Annotated in this window: 17 protein-coding genes and 1 pseudogene; 5 read left to right on the top strand and 13 right to left on the bottom strand. The window is 29.6% G+C overall.

Annotated features, from left to right (window positions below):
- Positions 1-777: pseudogene (locus CLCOS_RS03780) on the top strand (collagen-like protein); the annotation flags it as partial.
- A 293-nt stretch (positions 778-1,070) separates the two neighbouring features.
- Here the strand turns inward: CLCOS_RS03780 and CLCOS_RS03785 are convergent.
- The 7 genes from CLCOS_RS03785 to CLCOS_RS03815 all read right to left on the bottom strand — a co-directional run bounded on the left by CLCOS_RS03785 (position 1,071) and on the right by CLCOS_RS03815 (position 11,729).
- Positions 1,071-2,378, bottom strand: coding sequence for a VanW family protein (locus CLCOS_RS03785; RefSeq protein WP_063600443.1), 1,308 nt, complete (start codon positions 2,376-2,378; stop codon positions 1,071-1,073).
- Between the two features lie 110 nt (positions 2,379-2,488).
- Positions 2,489-4,435, bottom strand: coding sequence for a M56 family metallopeptidase (locus CLCOS_RS03790; protein ID WP_013238547.1), 1,947 nt, complete (start codon positions 4,433-4,435; stop codon positions 2,489-2,491).
- Positions 4,436-4,447: 12 nt separating this feature from the next.
- Complete coding sequence (locus CLCOS_RS03795; RefSeq protein WP_029169919.1) at positions 4,448-4,822, bottom strand: BlaI/MecI/CopY family transcriptional regulator; 375 nt, start codon at positions 4,820-4,822, stop codon at positions 4,448-4,450.
- A 148-nt stretch (positions 4,823-4,970) separates the two neighbouring features.
- On the bottom strand, positions 4,971-6,830 hold the full coding sequence (locus CLCOS_RS03800; RefSeq protein ID WP_063600444.1) for an ABC transporter ATP-binding protein: 1,860 nt from the start codon (positions 6,828-6,830) through the stop codon (positions 4,971-4,973).
- The gene (locus tag CLCOS_RS03805) at positions 6,827-9,052 is read right to left on the bottom strand and encodes an ABC transporter ATP-binding protein (protein WP_013238544.1); all 2,226 of its coding nucleotides are present in this window, start codon (positions 9,050-9,052) and stop codon (positions 6,827-6,829) included. The genes CLCOS_RS03800 and CLCOS_RS03805 overlap by 4 nt, the downstream gene beginning before the upstream one ends.
- A 46-nt stretch (positions 9,053-9,098) precedes the next feature.
- Positions 9,099-9,533, bottom strand: coding sequence for a MarR family winged helix-turn-helix transcriptional regulator (locus CLCOS_RS03810; protein WP_013238543.1), 435 nt, complete (start codon positions 9,531-9,533; stop codon positions 9,099-9,101).
- 249 nt (positions 9,534-9,782) lie between these two features.
- Positions 9,783-11,729: a methyl-accepting chemotaxis protein gene (locus CLCOS_RS03815; protein WP_242866892.1), complete on the bottom strand. Its 1,947-nt coding sequence runs from the start codon at positions 11,727-11,729 to the stop codon at positions 9,783-9,785.
- 439 nt (positions 11,730-12,168) lie between these two features.
- Between CLCOS_RS03815 and CLCOS_RS03820 the strand changes: the two genes are divergently transcribed.
- Positions 12,169-12,897 (top strand): LysE family translocator, encoded by a 729-nt coding sequence (locus tag CLCOS_RS03820; RefSeq protein ID WP_013238541.1) that lies wholly within the window; start codon positions 12,169-12,171, stop codon positions 12,895-12,897.
- Between the two features lie 258 nt (positions 12,898-13,155).
- Here the strand turns inward: CLCOS_RS03820 and CLCOS_RS03825 are convergent, their stop codons facing one another.
- Both CLCOS_RS03825 and CLCOS_RS03830 read right to left on the bottom strand, forming a co-directional pair.
- A complete protein-coding gene (locus CLCOS_RS03825; protein ID WP_013238540.1) occupies positions 13,156-13,620 on the bottom strand; it encodes a chemotaxis protein CheX in 465 nt (154 codons plus the stop codon).
- On the bottom strand, positions 13,602-14,477 hold the full coding sequence (locus tag CLCOS_RS03830) for a response regulator (protein WP_063600445.1): 876 nt from the start codon (positions 14,475-14,477) through the stop codon (positions 13,602-13,604). Before CLCOS_RS03830 ends, CLCOS_RS03825 begins: the two co-directional genes overlap by 19 nt.
- A 414-nt stretch (positions 14,478-14,891) precedes the next feature.
- On the opposite strand from CLCOS_RS03830, the gene CLCOS_RS22930 reads away from it, so the two are divergent.
- Positions 14,892-15,023, top strand: a complete 132-nt coding sequence (locus CLCOS_RS22930) for a hypothetical protein (protein WP_013238538.1) — start codon at positions 14,892-14,894, stop codon at positions 15,021-15,023.
- Positions 15,024-15,621: 598 nt separating this feature from the next.
- On the opposite strand, the gene CLCOS_RS03835 is transcribed toward CLCOS_RS22930, so the two are convergent.
- From CLCOS_RS03835 to CLCOS_RS03845, 3 genes are all read right to left on the bottom strand, one after another.
- Complete coding sequence (locus CLCOS_RS03835; protein ID WP_013238537.1) at positions 15,622-16,227, bottom strand: hypothetical protein; 606 nt, start codon at positions 16,225-16,227, stop codon at positions 15,622-15,624.
- 328 nt (positions 16,228-16,555) lie between these two features.
- A complete protein-coding gene (locus CLCOS_RS03840; RefSeq protein WP_013238536.1) occupies positions 16,556-17,419 on the bottom strand; it encodes a hypothetical protein in 864 nt (287 codons plus the stop codon).
- A 102-nt stretch (positions 17,420-17,521) separates the two neighbouring features.
- Entirely contained in the window at positions 17,522-18,313 is a 792-nt protein-coding gene (locus CLCOS_RS03845) for a CsxC family protein (protein WP_013238535.1), read from the bottom strand.
- A gap of 235 nt (positions 18,314-18,548) precedes the next feature.
- On the opposite strand from CLCOS_RS03845, the gene CLCOS_RS03850 reads away from it, so the two are divergent.
- Positions 18,549-19,367 carry a hypothetical protein gene (locus CLCOS_RS03850; RefSeq protein ID WP_013238534.1) on the top strand — a complete coding sequence of 273 codons (819 nt, stop codon included), beginning with the start codon at positions 18,549-18,551 and terminating at the stop codon, positions 19,365-19,367.
- A 324-nt stretch (positions 19,368-19,691) separates the two neighbouring features.
- On the opposite strand, the gene CLCOS_RS03855 is transcribed toward CLCOS_RS03850, so the two are convergent.
- On the bottom strand, positions 19,692-21,152 hold the full coding sequence (locus CLCOS_RS03855; protein WP_013238533.1) for a hypothetical protein: 1,461 nt from the start codon (positions 21,150-21,152) through the stop codon (positions 19,692-19,694).
- A 125-nt stretch (positions 21,153-21,277) separates the two neighbouring features.
- Here CLCOS_RS03855 and CLCOS_RS03860 point away from each other — a divergent pair, with 125 nt between their 5' ends.
- Entirely contained in the window at positions 21,278-22,060 is a 783-nt protein-coding gene (locus CLCOS_RS03860) for a hypothetical protein (protein ID WP_013238532.1), read from the top strand.
- Positions 22,061-22,195: the final 135 nt, after the last annotated feature.

Consider the following 22,195-nt stretch of genomic DNA (forward strand, 5'->3'; position numbering starts at 1 on the left):
GGTCCAACTGGAGAGACTGGTCCAACCGGAGTAACTGGAGTAACGGGTCCAACTGGAGTAACTGGTCCAACTGGAGAGACTGGTCCAACCGGAGTAACTGGTCCAACTGGAGTAACGGGTCCAACTGGAGTAACTGGTCCAACCGGAGAGACTGGCGCAACTGGAGTAACTGGTCCAACTGGAGAGACTGGTCCAACCGGAGTAACTGGACCAACTGGAGCAACTGGAGTAACTGGTCCAACTGGAGTAACGGGTTCAACTGGAGAGACTGGTCCAACTGGAGTAACAGGAGTAACTGGTGCAACTGGAGTAACTGGTCCAACTGGCGCAACTGGTCCAACTGGAGTAACCGGAGTAACGGGTCCAACCGGACCAACTGGAGCAACTATATTGTCTTCTTTAGAAAATAGTGCAGCTAACGCAGTCACTGCTACCCCAACCGTACTTCTTTCTCAGACAATATCTACGACTGGACAGGAATTAAAATTGGATTCTATGGTAGAATTGAATATAATAGTAACTACAATGGGTGCTTTTTATAATTATTCAATTTTATATGAATTACGTGAGGATGGAGCTACTATCGCTTCAGAAATAATTAGTAATGCAGGTGTTGGTAATTCAAATTTAGAAGCACACACAGAAATTCCTAATTTGACATGGACTCAAACTCCTACAGCAGGTTCCCACACTTATGATATTCGGCTTACACTTACTAGTGCTACTAATATCACAAGTGTTACTGCAAATACTAAAGCTTTGAATATTATAGGATAGAGTAAAATATAATTAATACTGGCTATTTTTTTAAATGGCCAGTATTCTAGATACAAAAAAATCTCTCCTTTGCAAACGCCAGAAAGATAAATGAATCCATAAGTATATAGCTATGCCAAAAAAAGCATAAACATCTATAGTAATTATTATTTCATTTAAACTAACCCAGCAAAAATAAATCTCAATTGATTTTTAAAAACGCTGAATTAGTTAATCTTCATTAATTGCATACCTTGCCCTTTCTATAATATATCTTATATGTTACTATATTTAGAATAATATATCAACCTATCTCATTTCACATAACAATCACTGTTTATCTCATCTCTTGAAATTTCTTTTCCATCTTCATAAGTAACTTTATAAGCTTTTGCCTCACATACCGCCTTGCCAGATCTATTTACTGTTTTCACACTATTTACAAGCTTATAGGTCTTTTTAGTCAACTTAGAATTTGAATAAATATTAAATGTAAGTTTCTTATCATCAGTTGTACATTCTATATATATAGGATATCCCAGTGTATTTTTAAATTTATAATCTATGTTTCCATAATCCACAGTAGCATCCATTCCAATACCTACATAACTCACGGGCATATTGTGGTGATCTCTTTCTGTAGGCACTATACCTGCTCCTACTACAGCATTATGAAGGGTACTTGATACCTGACACACTCCTCCTCCTAATCCAGATTCCACTTTATCACCTACAATAACATGTGCAGCTTCATATCCTCTTTCTGAAGTTCTCTCTCCTACTACTTTGTTAAAGCTAAAAGTTTGACTTGGCATAACAACAGTTCCATTCAGTGCTTTAGAAGCTACCTGTATGTTATTAGCTCTGTTTGCTGTAGAAGAAGAAAAATCCGTAGCAAAACTGGATATTTTCGTATCTATTTTCTGCAAATCTACTTTTTTTATAGCAGGCTCAACTTTTTTTATTTTAACATCAACTATAATATCCTTAATATCCCTATTTCCTATTTCCCTATCAATATCCCTAAGAAGCTTGTCCTTATTAACTTCATATCCTACTTTTTCTTTAGTAATTTGAAATTTATCGTTTTTATCTTTAGTCATACTTGCATTTACTGGTTTTTTATCACATTCACCTTGAATTTTTGATATAGTTTTTTGAATTTCTTTTTTATCATAACTGTATTCTAGAGAAAAATTTTTTTCTTTGCCACTGCTTATGATCTTATATTTGTAAGACATATCTCCACTTTTACCATAGTCAAAAGCATTTTTTATTGTATCTTCTAGGTTATAACTTATATTTAACTTTGAATAATTTATTGTATACATCTTATTGTCAATTTTAATCACTATATTCTTCTTTAATATCTCATTTATGTACTTATTCCTTAAAGTACTTACCGCTTCTTCTTGTGTTTTTCCGCTTAATTTTATACCTTCAACTTTAACTCCTGGATATATGAGCTTATTATATCTATTAACTAAAAAATGTACCCAAATTACATGTAAAGCATATATAAATAAAACTAATATACAAATAGACCTTACTGCTTTCTTTTTATTAATTTTTAATTTTTGTTTTTTTATTAATCTTTCTTCTCTGTCTATACTTTCTACCATTTACTACTATGAATCCTCCTAAAGCTCAAACTTACTTTTAATAAAAGTTAATATATACTCGAAAATGTACCCTCTTATTCCCGAATATATATTAACTTTTCACTTAGTATCTATTTAGAAGCTTTTTCTTTAAGCTTGTTAAATTCTTCTTGGGACGGATAACCTGTATTTAAATTCAAACCTTCTTCTATGGATTTTAGTGCTGATTTTTTATCTCCTGCTTTTATTTGTGAATCTGCTAGATCATACCAGTAAAATCCTACCTTTGGCATTTCTTTTACTTTCTGCTCATAATAAGGAACCACTGTCTGCTTAAAGTAATTAGGATAGAGTTCTTCTGCTGATTTAAAAGCTTTTCCATTCCACTTTAATACATCAACCATATAGGCATTGCCAGTATCATGGTTCCATGTAGCTATTGCCTTCATATTTTTTCCTGGGATATCTACTATGTCTAGTTTAGAATAATATATATCTTCATTTGATATTTTACCTAATGCCTTATTATTCCACTTATAAACGGAAAGTTGTCCTGTAGTTCCACCAATTCTTCTGCCCAGAAGCACTTCATCTTCTCCATCACCATCTATATCTGCTGTCTGTACAAAATCTATTTTAAAACCTTCTACAGGTTCATCCAAAACTTTAGTCCAATTTCCCCCTACTTTTTTTAAGGCCATTACATTTATTTTTTCATTTTCTTCATTTAACTTATATGAAGTAATAATTTCATTCGTGCCATCCCCATCCAGATCCTTTAAAAAAACATTATCCTCTTCTTTGGTATTACCCCAAGTTACAATTTGTGCATTTTTAGGCAAAAAACTTTTTACTATATTTACATAATTTGTTTTACTTTGATCTGTTTCTAATGATCCACTTTTAGTTTCTTTTTTATTACTGGATGTCGTAGTTTGTGAACTTCCAGTTGAAACTTCCTTAGCTATATTGGGATAATTTATTTTACTCTCTTTTGGTTTTAATACTTCATCATTAGTTTTTAGTCCCATAGCTTGGGCAGGTATATTAGTTATACCAATCATGCACACAGCAGCTAAAATTGAAACAGGTACTCCTATCCATTTAAACGGATGTTTCTTAAAATTTTTTATCATAATTACCCTCCTCTTTATATTTGACCCTCTTTTAATTATTCCACTAGTTCCAGGAATCCACTTAATACCTGAAATAAATTGGGCAAGTTTTATAATAGTTTCACCGTATTTGTTTTGCTCTTCTTCCTCTAAATAGGACAATACATGAGCATCACAGGCTAATTCGGAATCTTCTCTCATCTTGCTAAAAGCAAACCATATTACAGGATTAAACCAATTAATTGTTTCTAAGAGCAATATTATCCAGTTTACAAAAATATCTTTTCTCTTAAAATGAGAAAGTTCATGCAAAAAGATACACTTTTTTTCCTCAAGAGAAAGTTTCTGCACTAAATCCGAATCAATTAAAATCTTAGGATTAATAACTCCAAAAAGTGAAGGAGTCTTTACATATTTATCATAAATAATAGGTATAGATCTAGAAATATTCATAATAGCTTTGGATTTTTTTAAAATTGTAATTGTATCTGTATCTTCGCAATGAGACTGCTTTCTTACCTTTAAAAAGAATATTCCATTCATAGATAATATAATAGATAAAATTAGGATAACACCTAATGCCCATATTACACTTGCTACGTTAAAATAGTAATTAAAATCCTTAACTTTTGTTTCTTTGAAGTCATTGTTTTTTTCTAAACCAGCTTTTGGAATTTGGCTGTCACTCTTAATATTATTTTCTTCGTAGTTAGTATTTCTAACTATACTTTGAGATGTCTGAATTCTCTGAGTGGCATTTGCAAATACATTAAACTTACTTAGCGGGGTATCGAATTCAGTAGGTATAATCAACCTAATGATAAGCAAAAACCATATAAAATATTGCCAAGAGGCATTAAGTTTATTTTTTAATAAATTTTTTAATACAAGAATTATAATTGTAACTATACTACCTACAACTGACGATAACACAACCATTTTAAATATATAAGAAAGCTGCATAAAAATTGCCCCCTACTTCTTTTTTTCATCTAATATTTGTTTTAATTCTTCTATTTCCTTCTTCGATAATTTTTCATCTTTTATAAAATTGGAAATCAACAAATTGATTGAGCCGTCATAAACCTTTTTAATAAAAGATTTTGTCTCCACTTTTTTACATTCTTTCTCGGATATATTAGGGGAATATAAATAAAAAGGTTCATCTTTTTTTACATTGATAGCATCTTTAGTTACCAGTCTGCTAATAAGAGTATGAATAGTTTTGGGATTCCAAGAACTATGCTCCTTTAAAATCTCAATAATTTCGCTGGAAGTAAGGGGCGATTTTTTCCATAAAACTTTCATCACTTCCCATTCTGAATCCGATATTTTAGGTATTTTGTTCAATTTTTTCACCTCCTTCTGTACTACATTTGTAGTCTTTAATATCATACTACATTTGTAGTCTCTATTTGTCAAGCAAATTTTATACTTTCATAAAAAAATATAGGATAAATAGTATTTAACTATCTATCCTATAACAAACTTACTCTGTTTATTCAGCAGCCAGAGAATCTTCAAACTGACTATTATAAAGGTTAGCGTAAAATCCTTTCTTTTTCAAAAGTTCTTCATGATTTCCCTGTTCTACAATATCACCATTATTCATTACAAGAATTAAATCTGCATCACGCACTGTAGACAACCTGTGTGCAATAATGAAACTAGTACGATCTCTCATAAGATTATCCATTGCCTTTTTTATTCTAACTTCTGTACGAGTATCTACAGAACTGGTTGCCTCATCCAAAATAAGAACTTTAGGATCTGCAAGTATAGCCCTTGCAATTGTTAAAAGCTGCTTTTGTCCTTGAGATACATTGGAGGCTTCTTCATTTAAAATCATATCGTATCCACCTGGCAAGGTTCTCACAAAGCTATCCACATGAGCTGCCTTTGCTGCAATTTTGACCTCTTCATCAGAAGCATTAAGTCTCCCATATCTTATATTTTCCATTATACTTCCATTATAAAGCCACGTATCTTGGAGCACCATACCAAATATAGATCTCAAGTCATTTCGCCTAAAATCTCTTATATCATGTCCGTCTACTAAAATAGATCCACTATTTATATCATAAAATCTCATTAAAAGTTTCACCATAGTAGTTTTTCCTGCACCTGTTGGTCCTACAATTGCAACTTTTTCACCTGGCTTTATTTTAGCTGAAAAATCATTTATAACAACTTTATCAGGATTATATCCAAAACGAACATTTTTAAATTCTACATATCCTTCAACCTTTTCAAGTTTTACAGGATTGCAAGTCTCAGGTACTGCCTCTTCCTCTTCTAAAAATTCAAATACACGCTCTGCTGAAGCAGCAGTCTGCTGAAGTATGTTTGATATATTTGCTATTTGAGTAATTGGTTGGGTAAAGAATCTTACGTACTGTATGAAAGCTTGAATATCTCCAACTTCAATAGTCTTTTTTATGGCAAGCCATCCTCCAAACACGCATACACCTACATAACCAAGATTGCTGACAAAATTCATGATTGGCATTATCATGCCTGATAAAAACTGTGATTTCCATGCAGATTTATACAGTGTATTATTTAGTCCATCAAACTTTTCAATGCTATCTTCTTCACCATTAAAAGCTCTCATAACTATATGACCACCATACATTTCCTCTACGTGCCCATTTACGTGTCCCAAGTAGTCCTGCTGCTCTTTAAAATATTTCTGGGATTGTTTGATTATGAACATCATAATTCCCATAGATAGTGGAATTATGCAAAGTGCTACTAAAGTCATAGTAAAGCTTATGCTCAGCATCATCACAAGTACCCCTACTACAGTAGTAATGGAAGTAATTATCTGAGTCAAACTCTGATTTAGAGTCTGACTTACCGTATCCACATCATTGGTAACACGAGATAGTACCTCCCCTTGATTTGTTCCATCAAAATATTTAAGAGGTAATTTGTTTATTTTTTTTGAAATTTCCTTTCGCATCTTGTAGCTTACTTTCATGGAAACCCCAGACATAAGCCATCCTTGAATATAACTAAAAAGTGTACTTAATGCATATAATCCTGCAAGTATTATTAATATCCTAGCTATATAATCAAAGTCTATTCCAGAGCCTGATCCTGAAATTTTACCCATAATTCCCTCAAAGAGCTTAGTTGTAGCCTTGCCCAATATCTTAGGTCCTACTATGGAAAACACAGAACTTGCAGCTGCAAATATAAATACTATAATAACAGCTAATTTATATTCATTCATATATGACATGAGTTTTTTCATAGTACCTTTAAAGTTATTTGCCTTTTCACCACCATGTATCATACCGCCAGGTCCATGCTGATGTACTTTTTGTCTTTTTATTTTATATTTATCACTCATGCCAATTCCTCCTTTGAAAGCTGTGAAAGAGCAATCTCCCTATAAGTTTCACAATTTTTCATAAGCTCCTCATGAGTACCTATTCCTACTACATTACCATCATCAAGAACTATTATTTGATCTGCATCCATAATTGTAGAAATACGCTGTGCCACAATAAGGAATGTACTTGAAGTAGTCTCTTTTCTAAGTGCCTTTCTAAGAGCAGCATCCGTTTTAAAATCAAGAGCAGAAAAACTATCATCAAATACATAAATTTCAGGTTTCTTTACAAGGGCACGGGCAATAGAAAGTCTCTGTTTCTGACCTCCAGATACATTTGAGCCTCCCTCAGAAATTTCACTTTTAATTCCCTTAGTTTTTTCATTTATAAATCCTTCGGACTGAGAAACTTCTATAGCATGATTTATACCATCATAACCTACTTTTTTATCTCCATATTTAAGGTTGGATTCAATTGTGCCACTAAATAAGTACCCTTTCTGTGGTACATATCCAATTTTATCCCGAAGTTCATGTTGAGTTATTTTCTTTACATTCACTCCATCTACAAGCACTTCACCACTTGTTGCATCATAAAAACGCATAATCAAATTTACAAGAGTTGTCTTTCCAGAACCTGTAGAACCTATAAATGCCGTTGTTTTTCCAGGAAGGGCTTTAAAACTTACATTTTTTAAGGCATCTTCACCTGCTCCAGGATATCTGAAAGATACATTATTAAATTCAACAAGTCCCTGTATATTGTCTTGAAAATGTGCCCTATCTTCTGGATCTACGATTGAAATATCTGTTTCTAAAACTTCTTCAATACGCCCTGCAGAAACCGATGCTCTTGGTATTAAAATAAACATCATAGCAAGCATTAAAAATGCCATAATTATCTGCATTGCATATTGCATAAATGCCATCATGTCTCCTACCTGCATATTTGAATTTGCAACTTCATGGGAACCAACCCATATTATGAGCAGTGTAATTCCATTCATTACAAACATCATTACAGGCATCATGGACACCATCACACGATTTACAAACAAATTTGTCTTTGTCACATCTTTATTTGCCTTGTCAAAACGCTCTTCTTCAAATTTTTGTGTATTAAAAGCCCTTATTACCATCATTCCAGAAAGATTTTCACGAGTTACAAGGTTTAGTTTATCTATTAGCTTTTGTATAATTTTAAACTTTGGAAAAGCTACTGCAAATACTACAAGTATCAACCCTAAAAGCACTATAACTGCAAGTGCAATAATCCATGACATGGATTTACTTTTTCCCATAGCTCTTATTACACCACCAATTCCCATAATTGGTGCATAAAATACCATTCTTATCATAATAACCATGAGCATTTGTATTTGCGTAATGTCATTTGTACTCCTTGTTATAAGAGATGCAGTTGAAAATTTATCAAATTCCGCATTTGAAAAGTTCTCAACCTTTTCAAATACATTTTTACGTAAATTTCTGGCAAGTCCTGCTGCAGTTCTTGCTGCTAAAAATCCAACTGCAACGGTACACACACCTCCAAGAAGTGATATAAAAAGCATAGTTACTCCAACATTTATTATATATTTGCTTTGGATTTTATCCGTATTCATTCCAAGTGCCTTGTATTCTGCTTTAATTTTAGAGGCAGTCAATTGGATAACCATATTATCATCCAAACTAGATGCTTTCTTGTTTATGTCTTCAATTATTCTTAAACGCTGCTTATCTGGCATTTTAGAAATCATATCAAATAAATCTGCACTAGCCGGTATTTTCATGCCATTAAATGAAATTATCCCATTTTTCGCACTGGACTTAATCTGTTCAACACCTGAAGCATCTATTATGGATCTTCCCATTATAGAACTTAATTTGTTCATTTCATTTTTATCAACATCCTTAAGTACAAAAATAGGTTCATTTTTGAGATTTGGATACTTCTTTAAATACCTAGTATAGTCTGCATTTGATTTATCAACAGGAACATAACTTTTAGAAACTTCCTCTAAATCGCTTTTATTCATAAATATTTTTATCTTTTTCATTTGACTTTCTCTTATTGCCTGAGGTACAGAACTTACAATACCACCTTGCTGTATACCTTTATTTACAATATTAGATGTATAATCAGGAAGTGCAAGATCACACATGGCCTGTACGAACAAAAGCATTACAGCTGCAATAATCAGTCCTACAAAAGGCTTTAAATGCTTTATTAATTTAATCATATTATTGTATATTCTCCTTATATAAACACCATAATTTTACTTCAGATTATTTCTTCTTACTAACTAAATTTTTTAATATATGAAGTCCATTAAGTATACTATCAATTTCCCCTGGGGAAGCTTTATTCATCATATTCTCAAATTCTTGCTCAATTTTTTTAAAATTCCCCTGGAATCCATTTTTAAACTTATCAGTTACATCTACATAAACTACTCTTCTATCCTCATCACTTCTAGTCCTTTTTACTAGTCCTTGTTTTTCTAACCTATCTACAATCCCGGAAACAGTGCTACTTGATAGTCCCATCTTGTTACTCAAATCACTTATTTTCATCTCACCATATCTGCACAATATTTCAATAAGCATTCCTTGAGGTGCAGTAAGATTAAAATTATTAAAACTATTTTTCATGTTCTTTTTTAAAAAACATAGTATTGTTTTTATTTCCCTCATTATTACAATACTTTTATTATCATCCATGTACTCACCTCTTTTACATTTTTAATTAAGTATTCCATAATATTTTGTATTGAAATCTTTCGTATGCGAACCTTTATGTGTAAAATATTTTACTACTAATGCTTTTTTTTATCAATATCTTTTTTATTACATTATTGTTAACAAAAAAATAAAGACATAGCCTCTCTAATATCTCCCCTTTAAAAAGTAGAACTATTAGAAGGGCTAGTCCTTGGATTAACATGTTTTGCTTACTTCCATTTTAAAAATTTAAATCTTAAATTTTTTAATTGTACTATTTAAAGTCTCAGCTAATTCTGCTTGACTTTGCATATTTTTACCAAATTGAGCCATTTTCTCTGTTGCATCATTTATAGCATTTCGAATTTCATTGGTACTTTCCGAAGACTTTTGTACAACTTCAGACATGCCGCCAATAGCCTTTGTAATCTCATTTACTGTAGCTGCTATTTCTTCAGCCATAGAAGCCACTTGTTCTATATTATTAGCTGTAAGTTTAGAGTTTTCATAATATTGTTGTCCTGTACTCAAATAGTTATCCAATTGCATATTTACGCTTTTATCAATAAATTGCAGCAAATTATGACTAGTTTTTGAAAGATTATCAAAAACTTGCTGAACCTTTAATACCGTACTTTGAATTGTAGAAACTGTTTCAGAAGACTGTTCTGCTAGACTTCTCACTTCTTCAGCAACTACAGCAAATCCTTTTCCCTGCTCACCAGCCCTTTGTGCTTCAATAGCTGCATTTAATGCTAATAAGTTAGTTTGATCTGCAATACTTTCTATTACATCCGCCATTTCTTTTATTTGTAAAACTACTTTTCCATCATCTATAGCTTTTAATATCTTTTCCTCCTCATCCTTATAGATATTTTTACATTGGTTTATGGCACTTTGAGCATTTTGTTGAACAGAGAGAGCATTTTGTTGAGATTTACTTGCGGTTTTATTTTCATTTTCAGTCCTATTTGTAAGCTGTACTGTACTGGAATCTATCTCTTCTATAGATGCAGTAATTTCTTCTACAGAAGCAGTTGTTTCCTGAGATCCATCTGCTATACGATTTATGGAATTATTTATATTTTCAAATTTTGACGTCATTTCCTGAACCGTTGCAGAAAGCTGCTGACTTGAAGCATTAATATTTTTAAAATTTGCAACTATTACTTTAACTAGTGACCTTACATTTTCTTGAGCTTTGTTTAAGGAATTAGCAGTATCTGCAAATTCATCATGTCTGTTCATTTTTATAGGAGTAGTAAAATCACATAAAGATAACCTTTTGGCAAATACCTGTATTTTTAAAAGCGGTTTACATATGTATTTTGCAATGAATATTCCACAAATCACTGCAGCTGCTAACATAATTATAAGAACTATAAGGCTTATGCATTCACTCTTATTTAAATCCTGTGCATAATCACTTTGTGGAAGAATGGTCACAACTATCCATCCTGTTGCTTTGGATTGGCTAAATCCAATTACTTGAGATTTTTTCCCTAAACCACACTTAAAGTTACCATTTTTCTCATCTATAATTTTTTGTCCACCCTCAACTTCATTTTTTATACTGTGCATTATGTTACTATTATTGGAGTCTGCAATTATTGTTCCATCACTTAAAGTAAGTATGGCATATCCAGTTTCTCCGACTTTAGTTTCCGTTAACTTTTTCTGCAAAGCAGATAAATCCACATCTGCTCCCACAGCACCTTGTTTTCCATTACTAAAAGTTACTTTTTTTGCAATAGTTATAATAATCTTACCAGTAAATGCATCTTTATAAGGTTTAGTTACAAATACTTGTCCATCTGCAGCCATGGTATCTTTATACCACTGTCTACTAGTTGGATCATAACCTTCTGGCAGCTTAACACTTTCAGGATATATTAACATCTGTTTTGTTTCATCTGCTACATAGCACTGCATTATATCTTTATTGCTCTCATTTACGCTCCCAAGAGCATTCATTACATCAGCTTTATTTTCACTTATTATATTATTATTAATTGATAAAGACTGTATATTCTGTTTTAAGGAATTGTTATGTAAATCAATAAATGAAGCTTTTTCTCTTGCTATTTGACTAGTTAGTTGATAAGCCTTGTTACTTACAAGTTTTGTTTCCATGTAAAAAGATAAAAATGATATTACTAATAATGGTACTATAACAAAAAGTATCAATATTCCCACCAATTTATGCTGTAATGAAATTTTCCTTACTATAAATGTCACTCTCCCTTATTTGTAGTCATAATTATTAACAATAATGCATATATTTACACATAATTGTTGACATTATTACTAATATTATTGTTAATAATAACATTATTCGTAAAAAAAATCTATAAGCATCTTAAGCTATGAAATTTTTCATTGTACATCACTTCATTTATACTTAACAACCATATTTTTAATCACCTGATTGTTATGTCATTTATTCTCTATATTATTTAAATTACATGTTAATTTTTGTCGTATTTTACGGTACAATAAATTTATGCTATAAAATTTATAGAAATGGAACATATTATGTTGAATATGCATCTAGTTAAGGATAAAATAATAAGGTATGAATAAAATATTTTCATTAGACTAAATTTTAAATACTATATTGAAAGTGAGAAACTATATGTTAATAAATTTATTTAAAGGAATACTTATAGGATTGATAACAGGTATGCCCTTAGGCCCCATTGGTGCAATGTGCCTTAGAAACACTATCACATTTGGACGTAAATGTGGTTTAGTCTCCGGACTCGGTTCAGCACTTACAGACACTATTTATGCAACAATTGCAGCATTAGGTTTTATATTAATAGAAAAATTCATTCTTATTCATAAATTGTATTTTCATATAATAGGAGGGATTATATTAATTTGTTTTGGTGTCTACTCTTTTATTAAAAAAAGTCCGAGCAAAGATATAGATAAAACAGGAAATATAAAATCTTATTCACCTAACGGTTCTATGTTTAAAGCTTTTATATCAACATTTTTTATTGCTCTAGCAAACCCGGCAACAATTTTTTCTTTTATAGCTGTATTTACAGGGCTGCGCTTGGCACATATCGGACAAGAACCAGATCATAAATTACTTTTGATAATAGGAGTATTTATAGGAAGCATGTTGTGGTGGATTCTATTAGTATTTACCATGGGTAAATTTAATAATAAGCTTAATGTAAAAAATGTAAAATTTATAGATAAAATTTTAAGCTCGATAATAATTTTTTCAGGAGTTGTAATAATTTTAGCAGGCTTCAAATATTTTGGTCCAATGAAACCTCATTTTATATTACATTCCAAAATATTTAAAATATTTTTAAATATTAAATATAATATGTCAATACATCATTAAAAGTGGAGAATATACCTTAGGCATTTCAAAGAAATAACCAGTCAATATGTTAGCCTATTTTTTATAATACTGCATCGGTAGAACCCTTAGATAGGATTCACTATCTAAGGAACCTTCCTCCTTGTCTTATAAAAAACATCCGTCGCATCTTTAACTGGCTATTTTCTTTCAAATGCCTTATTCTCCACTTTTCATATATCTAAATAATAATTTTTCAAAACATTTACATTAAATTCTTAATCTTAAATAAACAGTCCTTTACTTACATTTCTCTATTGCAACATTTACTCGAAATGAAAGACCATCTATAATCATTTCCACACATATAGTCTTATCTGCATTTGATGAAGCTTTAAAATTTCCATACATCAATGTAGGGGTTGATATATCTATCCTAATACCTTCATTTGAAAATGATGTGGATGCATTGGCTGTAAGCATATTTGTAAGCTCTTCAATTGCACTTTGTGCCATTTCATCTAATTCTTTAACTGGAGCTCCCATCATCATCTTAGAAGCTATAGCTTTTGCATTTTCTATAGTAGTTTCATATATAATGTTACCTTTCAAATCGCCTACAATTCCAATAATAATTAAAACTCCCATACTTTCTATAGTCTTTCCCCTAAGACTAATCTTTCCTCTTTTTATATCATTTATTCCAAGTTCAGGCATAACATTTAAAAACGCATCAAAAAATGGATTTATATATTTGACATCCATTCTCCAGACCCCCTTTGAAATCCTACGTTTACATAGATCTCACCAAATTCAGTATTAGCTACAGAAGATGTAGTTGTATCTAATTCTGCTTTAGATATATTTATGGAATTTCCATAAAATATACTTGGAGGTGCTACACGCAGTCCTAACAATTTATCTTTTCTATTGAGTACAGAGGATGCATTTCCTGCTACCATGTTGCAAATTTCTCCCATAATGTTTAACATTTCCTCTGCATCTTTAGGCTTTCTCCTTAATGCAAATTCAGAAAGTTTCTCTGCAGTATCATAAGACATGTCTAGCAACATTCTTCCTGAATACTTACCTATAATGCCCATAACAACTGATATCCCCCTGGATACTAGCTCTACATCCGAGTTACTCTCTTCGCCAAACTTTGGTACTGTTTTCATTAATTTATTAAAAACATCCATAAAGGACTCTTTATAAACCTTGTAATAAACTTCATCAAGATCCTTAAATAATTCATCATCTGCCATTATTCTATTTATCAATAAAGTAAGTTCTTCAGGGTCAACCGGTTTTTGAATATATCCACAAGCATGATTTTTTTTAGCTTTTTTCACTATTTCATCATCCATCATTGAACTTACTATTATGACATTTATGTTTGGATCTATAGAATGAATTGCTTTAGTACATTCAATACCATCTGTACCTGGTATAGTCATATCCATTGTTACAATATTTGGTCTTAATTTACCTACCACTTCAATAGTCTCTTCAAGGGAAGTAGCTTCACCAACAACATCAAATCCATTATCAGTAAGCATATCCCTGAGTAATGCAATTGAAAAAGGTGAATCATCCACAACTACTACTTTAATATCTTTCATAATTCCACCAACTTTCTTAATTTAAATGTTATTCCTTTATTTTCTACACTTTAGATAATCGACTTACTTATAATTATATTAACATATTTTTTGTAGTGTTTCCAAAAAACTTTTCATTTATGTTGAATTTACTTATATTAACTTATTGACATTTAATGTTATATAAAATTTCATAAAAATTCATATAAATAAATTTTAAATAATACTTTTTTTGCAAATTTATTTATATTCTCCAATAGAAAAATAGAGCTTTTATCCCAAATATCTTTAAAGCATAGAAGCTTGTACATTTAATGTGAAAATTCATTAAATTCTGAATTTTAATTTTACAATATAAAAATCTTTTAATTTTAGTGATAATTTTAATTGACATTTTCTTTTTATGAGTATATAATAATAAAGGGGTTGGTAACTTTGAATAAACTAAAAGATAAGGAATCGATATTAATAACTTCTGATGTTATTGAAGAATGTTTATCTGAATCTCTAGATATTATTGAAAAAGAAACTGCATCACATAATAAAAGTAAAAAACAAGTGAAATAACTTTGTATAGTCTATTCTATTTTTATTTTAAAAATAGAATAGACTATACAAGGTTTATCCTTACTACATATAATTATCAAATGGATATCTTTATATAATAAATTTTCAATTCAACTTTGACCTTTCTTTTCTCATTTTATTTACCATGCAAATAATTAACTCAACTTTGTTAGTTAATAGTTAAAAATTAGGAATTAATAGTTAATGTGGATTTTTTGTAATAGCTAAAAATCATTTCTCACTGTCAATTGTCCACTTTCAACTAATCAAAATTTTATATGTACAAAAGTTGAGTAATTAATATAAACTGTCATAATATTATCTAGGACGCTATATAAAATAAAATCAAATTCTCGCTAAAAATAATAGAAGAAAAAAATATGCTATCTAGCCTATATCGATTAATATATAACATAATACAACAGTTATAGACATAAATAGCATTAAAAAATGCAAATGCACTTTTGATATTAACTAAATGAATAAATTTAAAGAAGTGATCTCATTTTAGACAAGCATTAATTATAAGAATAAAGATTATCCCAAATAATTTCTTCTGAAATATTTTTGATATACCCTTTTTAATTTAAAGTAAATACTAAAAAGTAGGTGTAATTTTGCCCGTAACCTCGTATATATTTATTTTAGGGTATGAAGATCGTGTAGTTCCTAAATTTTGATAACTTAAATCACTGACTAGAAATTTTATAGCATTTGGATCTATAGTTCCGTAACAAACTACATCCGAATTACAGAAACATACAACATCCGTACAGCATAGAAAAGCACAATTTCCACTTGGATCTTTAAATCCTAAACTTGCAAATACCTTAACACTTCCAGTTACTTTTGCACTATTCAATGCTATAGTACATCCATTGGAAAGTGTCGCCGTACATTTACCACTTACCTGAGTAACAGTAAAATTAGTGTGCTGAGAAACACCAGCATGTAAATCCCCAGGTACAAATGTAAAATCAGTAGGAACACTAATTAAGCAGCTAAAAGTTCCCGGAGTACAGGATGGCGGTATAGCCGAATCACAATTACAGCAAGTATAAGGAACGCTTTGTTGTAAGGTTTCCCCAGAACCAGATTCAATTAACCCCTCTAGTTCCTTTTTTTCATCTTCACTTAAATCCACAGCTAATTGATTTTTAGTTATATTATCTACTTCCATCACTATTTTCTGAATGTCTTTCAATTATTATCTCTCCTTTTAAAAGTACTTTTTTCTACACTAACATTTTACATATCAAATTTTTAATCATTACAATTTCAAATATTTTTTGTTATAATACTACAACCTTCAAGCATATTTTATATATATAAAATAATTCTCCACAAGAATTATTTTCATGAAATTTAGCGGTAAAAAATCTGCATATATATAGTTAACTTTAAAATTAAGCTTATAAAAATTCAAATTGTAATTTTACTAAAAAAACTTCTAGCACATAATTTATGTTTAACATCATCTGGGTGAGCTAATGTGTTCCTTTAGAAATCAATAACCATATCTAAATTCATTATTATTGCTCACAATTAATACGACTTGCTACATAAACATTTTGATTTTGAGTTAGTCTTATAGTTAATATCATAGCCATTTTTTGGCTGATTGTTTTAAAAAACGTTTTTCCGTTAAAATTATTGTAAGTACTTTGAATATCTTTTATGTTTATTTCCTCGAAACTAGCATGAATAAGATCGCATGATATTTTAGACGGTTCATTATAACTTTCATAAAAAATTTGCTCACAGTTTTGAGCATTAGCTAATGCAGATTTATTTTTATAATTTTTTTCAAACATCAACGGGTTGACAATATATTTAATTTTAGTAACACAATCAAAGGGAACTTTTATTACAATATTCTTAATTTGTCCATTCAAATCAGTATTATCTACCATTGATTCTGAGTACTCAATACTCTTTTTTACAATTCCACTTAAGAAAAGTTTCCCCATATCAGGAATTAAACTACATTGAGTAATAAAAGCTGTTCTCCTAATAGACTTTATATAGGCAACTGGTTTTGAAAAACTCACAGTATTTTCAATATTAATTCTAATAGCAGATTCTGATATTATAACAGGCAATCTTACAGGAAAAAGCCCATTATTGACAAAGGGTTTTACTATATTGCTATTACATTCTACAATCATTTTAGATTTGCACATATTTGATTTTAAATCAGTAGATTTCGTTTCATCAGTTTTCATCTTAACATTAACTTTTAATTTCTCCTTATGGAGTTCACTATTTTTTCTAACCTTAATTTTATTTTTAGAAGTATCCTTCTGTTTTGTTTTAACACAGTATTTATTATGTTGATTTTTTTCTGCATTTGAAGAAGTTAAATATTTCTTGTTTTTAAATTTACTTTTTCGCATATTCTTGCTCCAATTTTGCTTTCCATCTATAATATGCATTTTAATATATTTTGTTGACTTAAAGGACTGGTTATAAATAACCAGCCCCTTTATAAATAATTACTATTTTCTTTGAATAAAATCATTAATGGAAAAATTCCAATTAGATTTTAATGGCATATCATCACTTCTAGTTGATTTTTTAATATCATTTCTACCACAGCACTTGCCAGTTTTATCATCTAAAGACCAAACTTGCTGCTTTTGCAATAATTTTAAGCATAGATATACTACTGACTTATCAGTAAACTCTTGAAATTCTTCTTCATTCCTAAATCCTTCAATTGGCATGCCCTTATCGTCAATATCTGCATCAAAAATTGCAGACCATTCAAGTTCACAAAAAACAGGCTCATTAAAAATTTCAATATTTCCCCTGTCTGCTTCTCTTATATTTTTTCCTTTTCTTTTTGCATCAAAATATCTAGCTACTACTGGAGGAAGATTTGGAAAAACTCTTGGTAAATTAGTGAAATTTACTTGAGTGTATGCTTTAATTGGAATATGAACGGTAGTATCCCTAATAGCTCCACTTATCCCAGAACGAGTTATGCATTCTTTTGCAGCATATTCTATATTTTTTCTTATATAGCCTTGAATAAAAACTTTATCTGTTGGAGCGATATATCTGCATTCAGTTAAAAATATTTGTTTTTCTATTCTTTTTATTTCATAAGCAGGCTCATTGAGTCTGATTTTTGATTCTGAATCCAATTGAACTACAAATTCTGCAAGAACCTTTGGAACCTTGTATGCTCCTCTTGGTAAAGGATAATTATTAGCACCTGATAGTGTATCTGCACTTATAACTCTAGCACTACAAGTAGGTTCAGGACAAAAATTAGCATTATCCATTTTATTATCTCCTTCTTAAAAGTTTAGGATATTACTACAATAATTTATATCCTGATATTATACTATTCTAAAATTTCTAAAAGTTACACTTATTAAATAAAAATATAAATTCTTTTACTGTAAATATATGTTATGAAATTTTCTTAACTATAGTATAATATAAAAAATCACAACTATAATTTTCAAGCATAATATATAATGTAAATATTGTATACTTTTTAAAAGGAGGAAGGTTATGTCAATAAGCTTTAATAAATTCGTACCACGTCCCGGACGTGTAAATAAGCAAGGATGCCTACCAGATCCATCAGAATTAGTCTGTGTCGAGGTACCTAAGGTTTTTGACCAATGTTTGATTAAAAAATGTCTATCCTACTGTGAAGGACCTGACACAAATACTACAGATTGTGAATTAAGGAGTAATCCTTTAGAAAATCCTAAAATATTTTTAGGATGTAGAGATTTCAAAATTTCATTAAAATCTGTAGAAAAAATACCTATACCAAGAAAGAAAGATTATAAAAAACTAGTAATATGTTATGTGATATCATTTTATGCTGATTATGTTGATTGCAATGCAGTAAACAAAAGTGAATTTTTTGAAATTAACAGGGAAGATGTAATTTGGAATTTTTATTGTCCTGATTCTGTTGCTAAAATGTCAAGCAGTAGAATGCATTCTAAAGGATTAGAAGATTGTGATACAAGTATGATAAAACTTGAAATGGTAGCAGATGCACTTCATGGAGAGATAACTAAATGTGATGATAACAAATTTTTAGATATCACTTTAGGTTATTATATAGTAGTCAAATGCCAAATAATAGTTCAACTTTTAATACCCGCTTATGATTATTGCCCAATACCTAAAGAACCTTGTCAGCCTGAACCAGAAGAAAATATCTGTAATAGATTTAATAAATCTCCTGTACCTAAATTTTATCCAAATCAAAACTTAGAGCCTCTATTCCCAGAATCTGATGAAGGTGAAGACGAAGCAAATGACGATGAAATGAATGGATGTGATTATGGAGAGAATGACCCTATGGAATGATTGAAAATCTAGTGTACAAGTAAACTTATGGATAAAAGCTTACTTCAAAATAACGTTAAATTTTAACTTTACTTATTATAATATTCATAATAGAGTAAAAACAATCATTATGGATCATGTGTAAATTATTTTTAAAATTAAACTTACCATGTAATTTTCCAAGAGAGCATTTTTTATCCTTATGATTAGATACACTCAAACTAATATAAAAAATCATATTTATCACCACAGTGTCAAACGGCATTTAAATAAAGATGGGATTACAGATATTATGCCTTACTAAAAAATCCACCTAGGACCTTAAACTCTAGGTGGATTATTTTATTATTTCTTTTTAAATAACTTATCTACAATAGATTTATTTTTTTCAAATTTCAATTCCTGTTTTACTTTTAAATTTTCTTTCATTAAATAAGTAATTTCTTGTTTCAATCTATTATTGTTCCTTTCTTTCTTGTCCAAATTACCTTGTAACTTATTAATAAATAGTTTATAATTTTCCAATTGATTTTTTGTATTTTCAAGTTCTTTTTGTATATTTTCTTTTACCTGTATAAAAAAATCATAATTTTCTTTCAGTACCTTTTTTTCTCCACCAATTTTAATAAGCCTATTTTCATATTCATTTATATTAAGTTTTTTTTGTTTTATTTCCTTATTTAAAAAATTTATTTTTTCTTTAAGAATATTGTTTTCATAATATATGGTTTTTGATTTTTGTTTTAGTCTCTCAACATATTCATCATAATTAGACATATCAGATTTTTCTTTGCTTAATGCTTTAACTGTATTTTTTGAAATTTGTTCAAAGGAAATAATTTTTAAACTGGTATTTTCTATCCCATATACTATATAAGCATCATTTAACTTTTTGTTGTCTAAAAAAACATATGCATTAATTGATTCCTTTAAATCTTTATTAATTTCAATAGGCGTTTCCCACTTATCTAGATTATATTTTGAACAAAATACATTATCTTCTTTAAGCCAAGAAGTAAATAAAGTATCCTCTACCGAAAATATAATTGGTTCAACAGGTTCCTCTTTTCCTGCATAGATTTTATAATTTTTCATATTCATAGTATCTTCTTCAATACATACATGCTCCAATGAATATGTAAAATTCTCTTTCATCTTATTGATTATATTTATAGTATAGTGAGTTTTTAAAACTTTAAATGTTACATTACTGCCATGAATTCCATAAAGTCTCTTTGAATCTGTCCATAGTCCTTCCTTATATTCAGAATAACCAAGAGAAAGTTCATCTTTGTTATTTGAAACAAAAAAAATTTTGATTAAATTTTTTTTTTCAGCATAAACTTGATAATATGTCTTAATTCTATCTGACAAAACAATATATTGTATATTATACTGCTTTACTTTTTTTCCATCCCATATGCAATGTTTTAAAATTCCACGGTTACTACTGCCCTTTGATTTAAGCAAATAGAATATATGCATTTTATCCTGTGAAATCAAAGCTTTTAAAGTCTGAATTTCAAAATCATTTTTTTGTATATCACAAATTTTTTCTCCAAACCACTTTTCATCTTTTCTAGTACAATATCTCAATTCACATTTTTTATTTGCATATACTATATGGATAGTTTGGTCTTGTATGCATATAGAAAACTCAACTACATTAGTATCAATAAGTTTTTCCTCTGTCCATTTTCCATTCTCATATATTATTTTATACATCAACTCACTTGAACTATTTAAATAAACTTTCCACATATTATTATTACTGCCAATAAATACCCACGGATAACTATTTCCCATATTATTTCACCTCTTTTATTTCCATAAAAAAATTTATTAAATCACAATTATGTCAATAAAACATAATATATAAGTGATAATTATATATTTTTCTATTATATTAATATTTAAAAGGAGGATAATTTATGTCCATTAATTTTAATAAATTTGAGCCACGACCTGGTCTTGTAAACAAACAAGGACAATTACCTGATCCTTCCGAACTTGTTTGTATCGAAGTTCCAAAAATATTTGATCAATGCTTAATCAAAAAATGTCTTGTATACAGTGAAGGACCAGATACAGATAAAACAGATTGTGAATTAAGGAGCAATATCATTGTGAATCCAAAAAGATATATAGACTCCAGAGATTTTAATATAAAATTAATTTCTATAGATAAAATTCCTCTAAAAAAGAAAGAAGGTTTTAAAAAAATAATTCTTTCTTATATAATTTCATTTTACGCCGATTACGTAGATATTAATGGTGTGAATAAGAGTGAATTTTATGAAATTAATAGAACAGATTATATAGAAAGCTTATATTGTCCTGATCCAGTTTCTGAAGCTTATAGCAGCATAAAAACCAAAGATCAGGATTCCAATATTATTAATTTGGAAATGGTTGCAAATGCATTAGACGGTGAACTTATCAAAGATAACGATGGTAATTACGTACTTGATATAACCTTAGGATATTATATTGTTGTAAAAAGTGAATTTGTTGTACAGCTTCTTATACCAGCTTACAGTTACACCGTGATTCCAAAAGAAGCTTCTGGAGAAAATGCTAAAGAAAACCCACGTGAAATATTCGAAAAATCTCCTGTTCCAAAATTCTATCCTGAGCAAAATTTAGAACCGCTATTTTCCTATTATAACAAAGAAGTTTCAAATGATGATTTCGACAAAAATCATATGGAATAATAAAAATGATAGAATAACACTATCATAAAACAAATAAATTGCAAAAACTATCATCACCATTTTTTAATGAAATCATATATTATAGTAGAAGATAATAGCAAGATTGCCAATATATTTTGATGTTATTTTTAATCA

This window comes from Clostridium coskatii, from assembly GCF_001675205.1.
In the GTDB taxonomy this organism is placed as follows: domain Bacteria; phylum Bacillota; class Clostridia; order Clostridiales; family Clostridiaceae; genus Clostridium_B; species Clostridium_B ljungdahlii.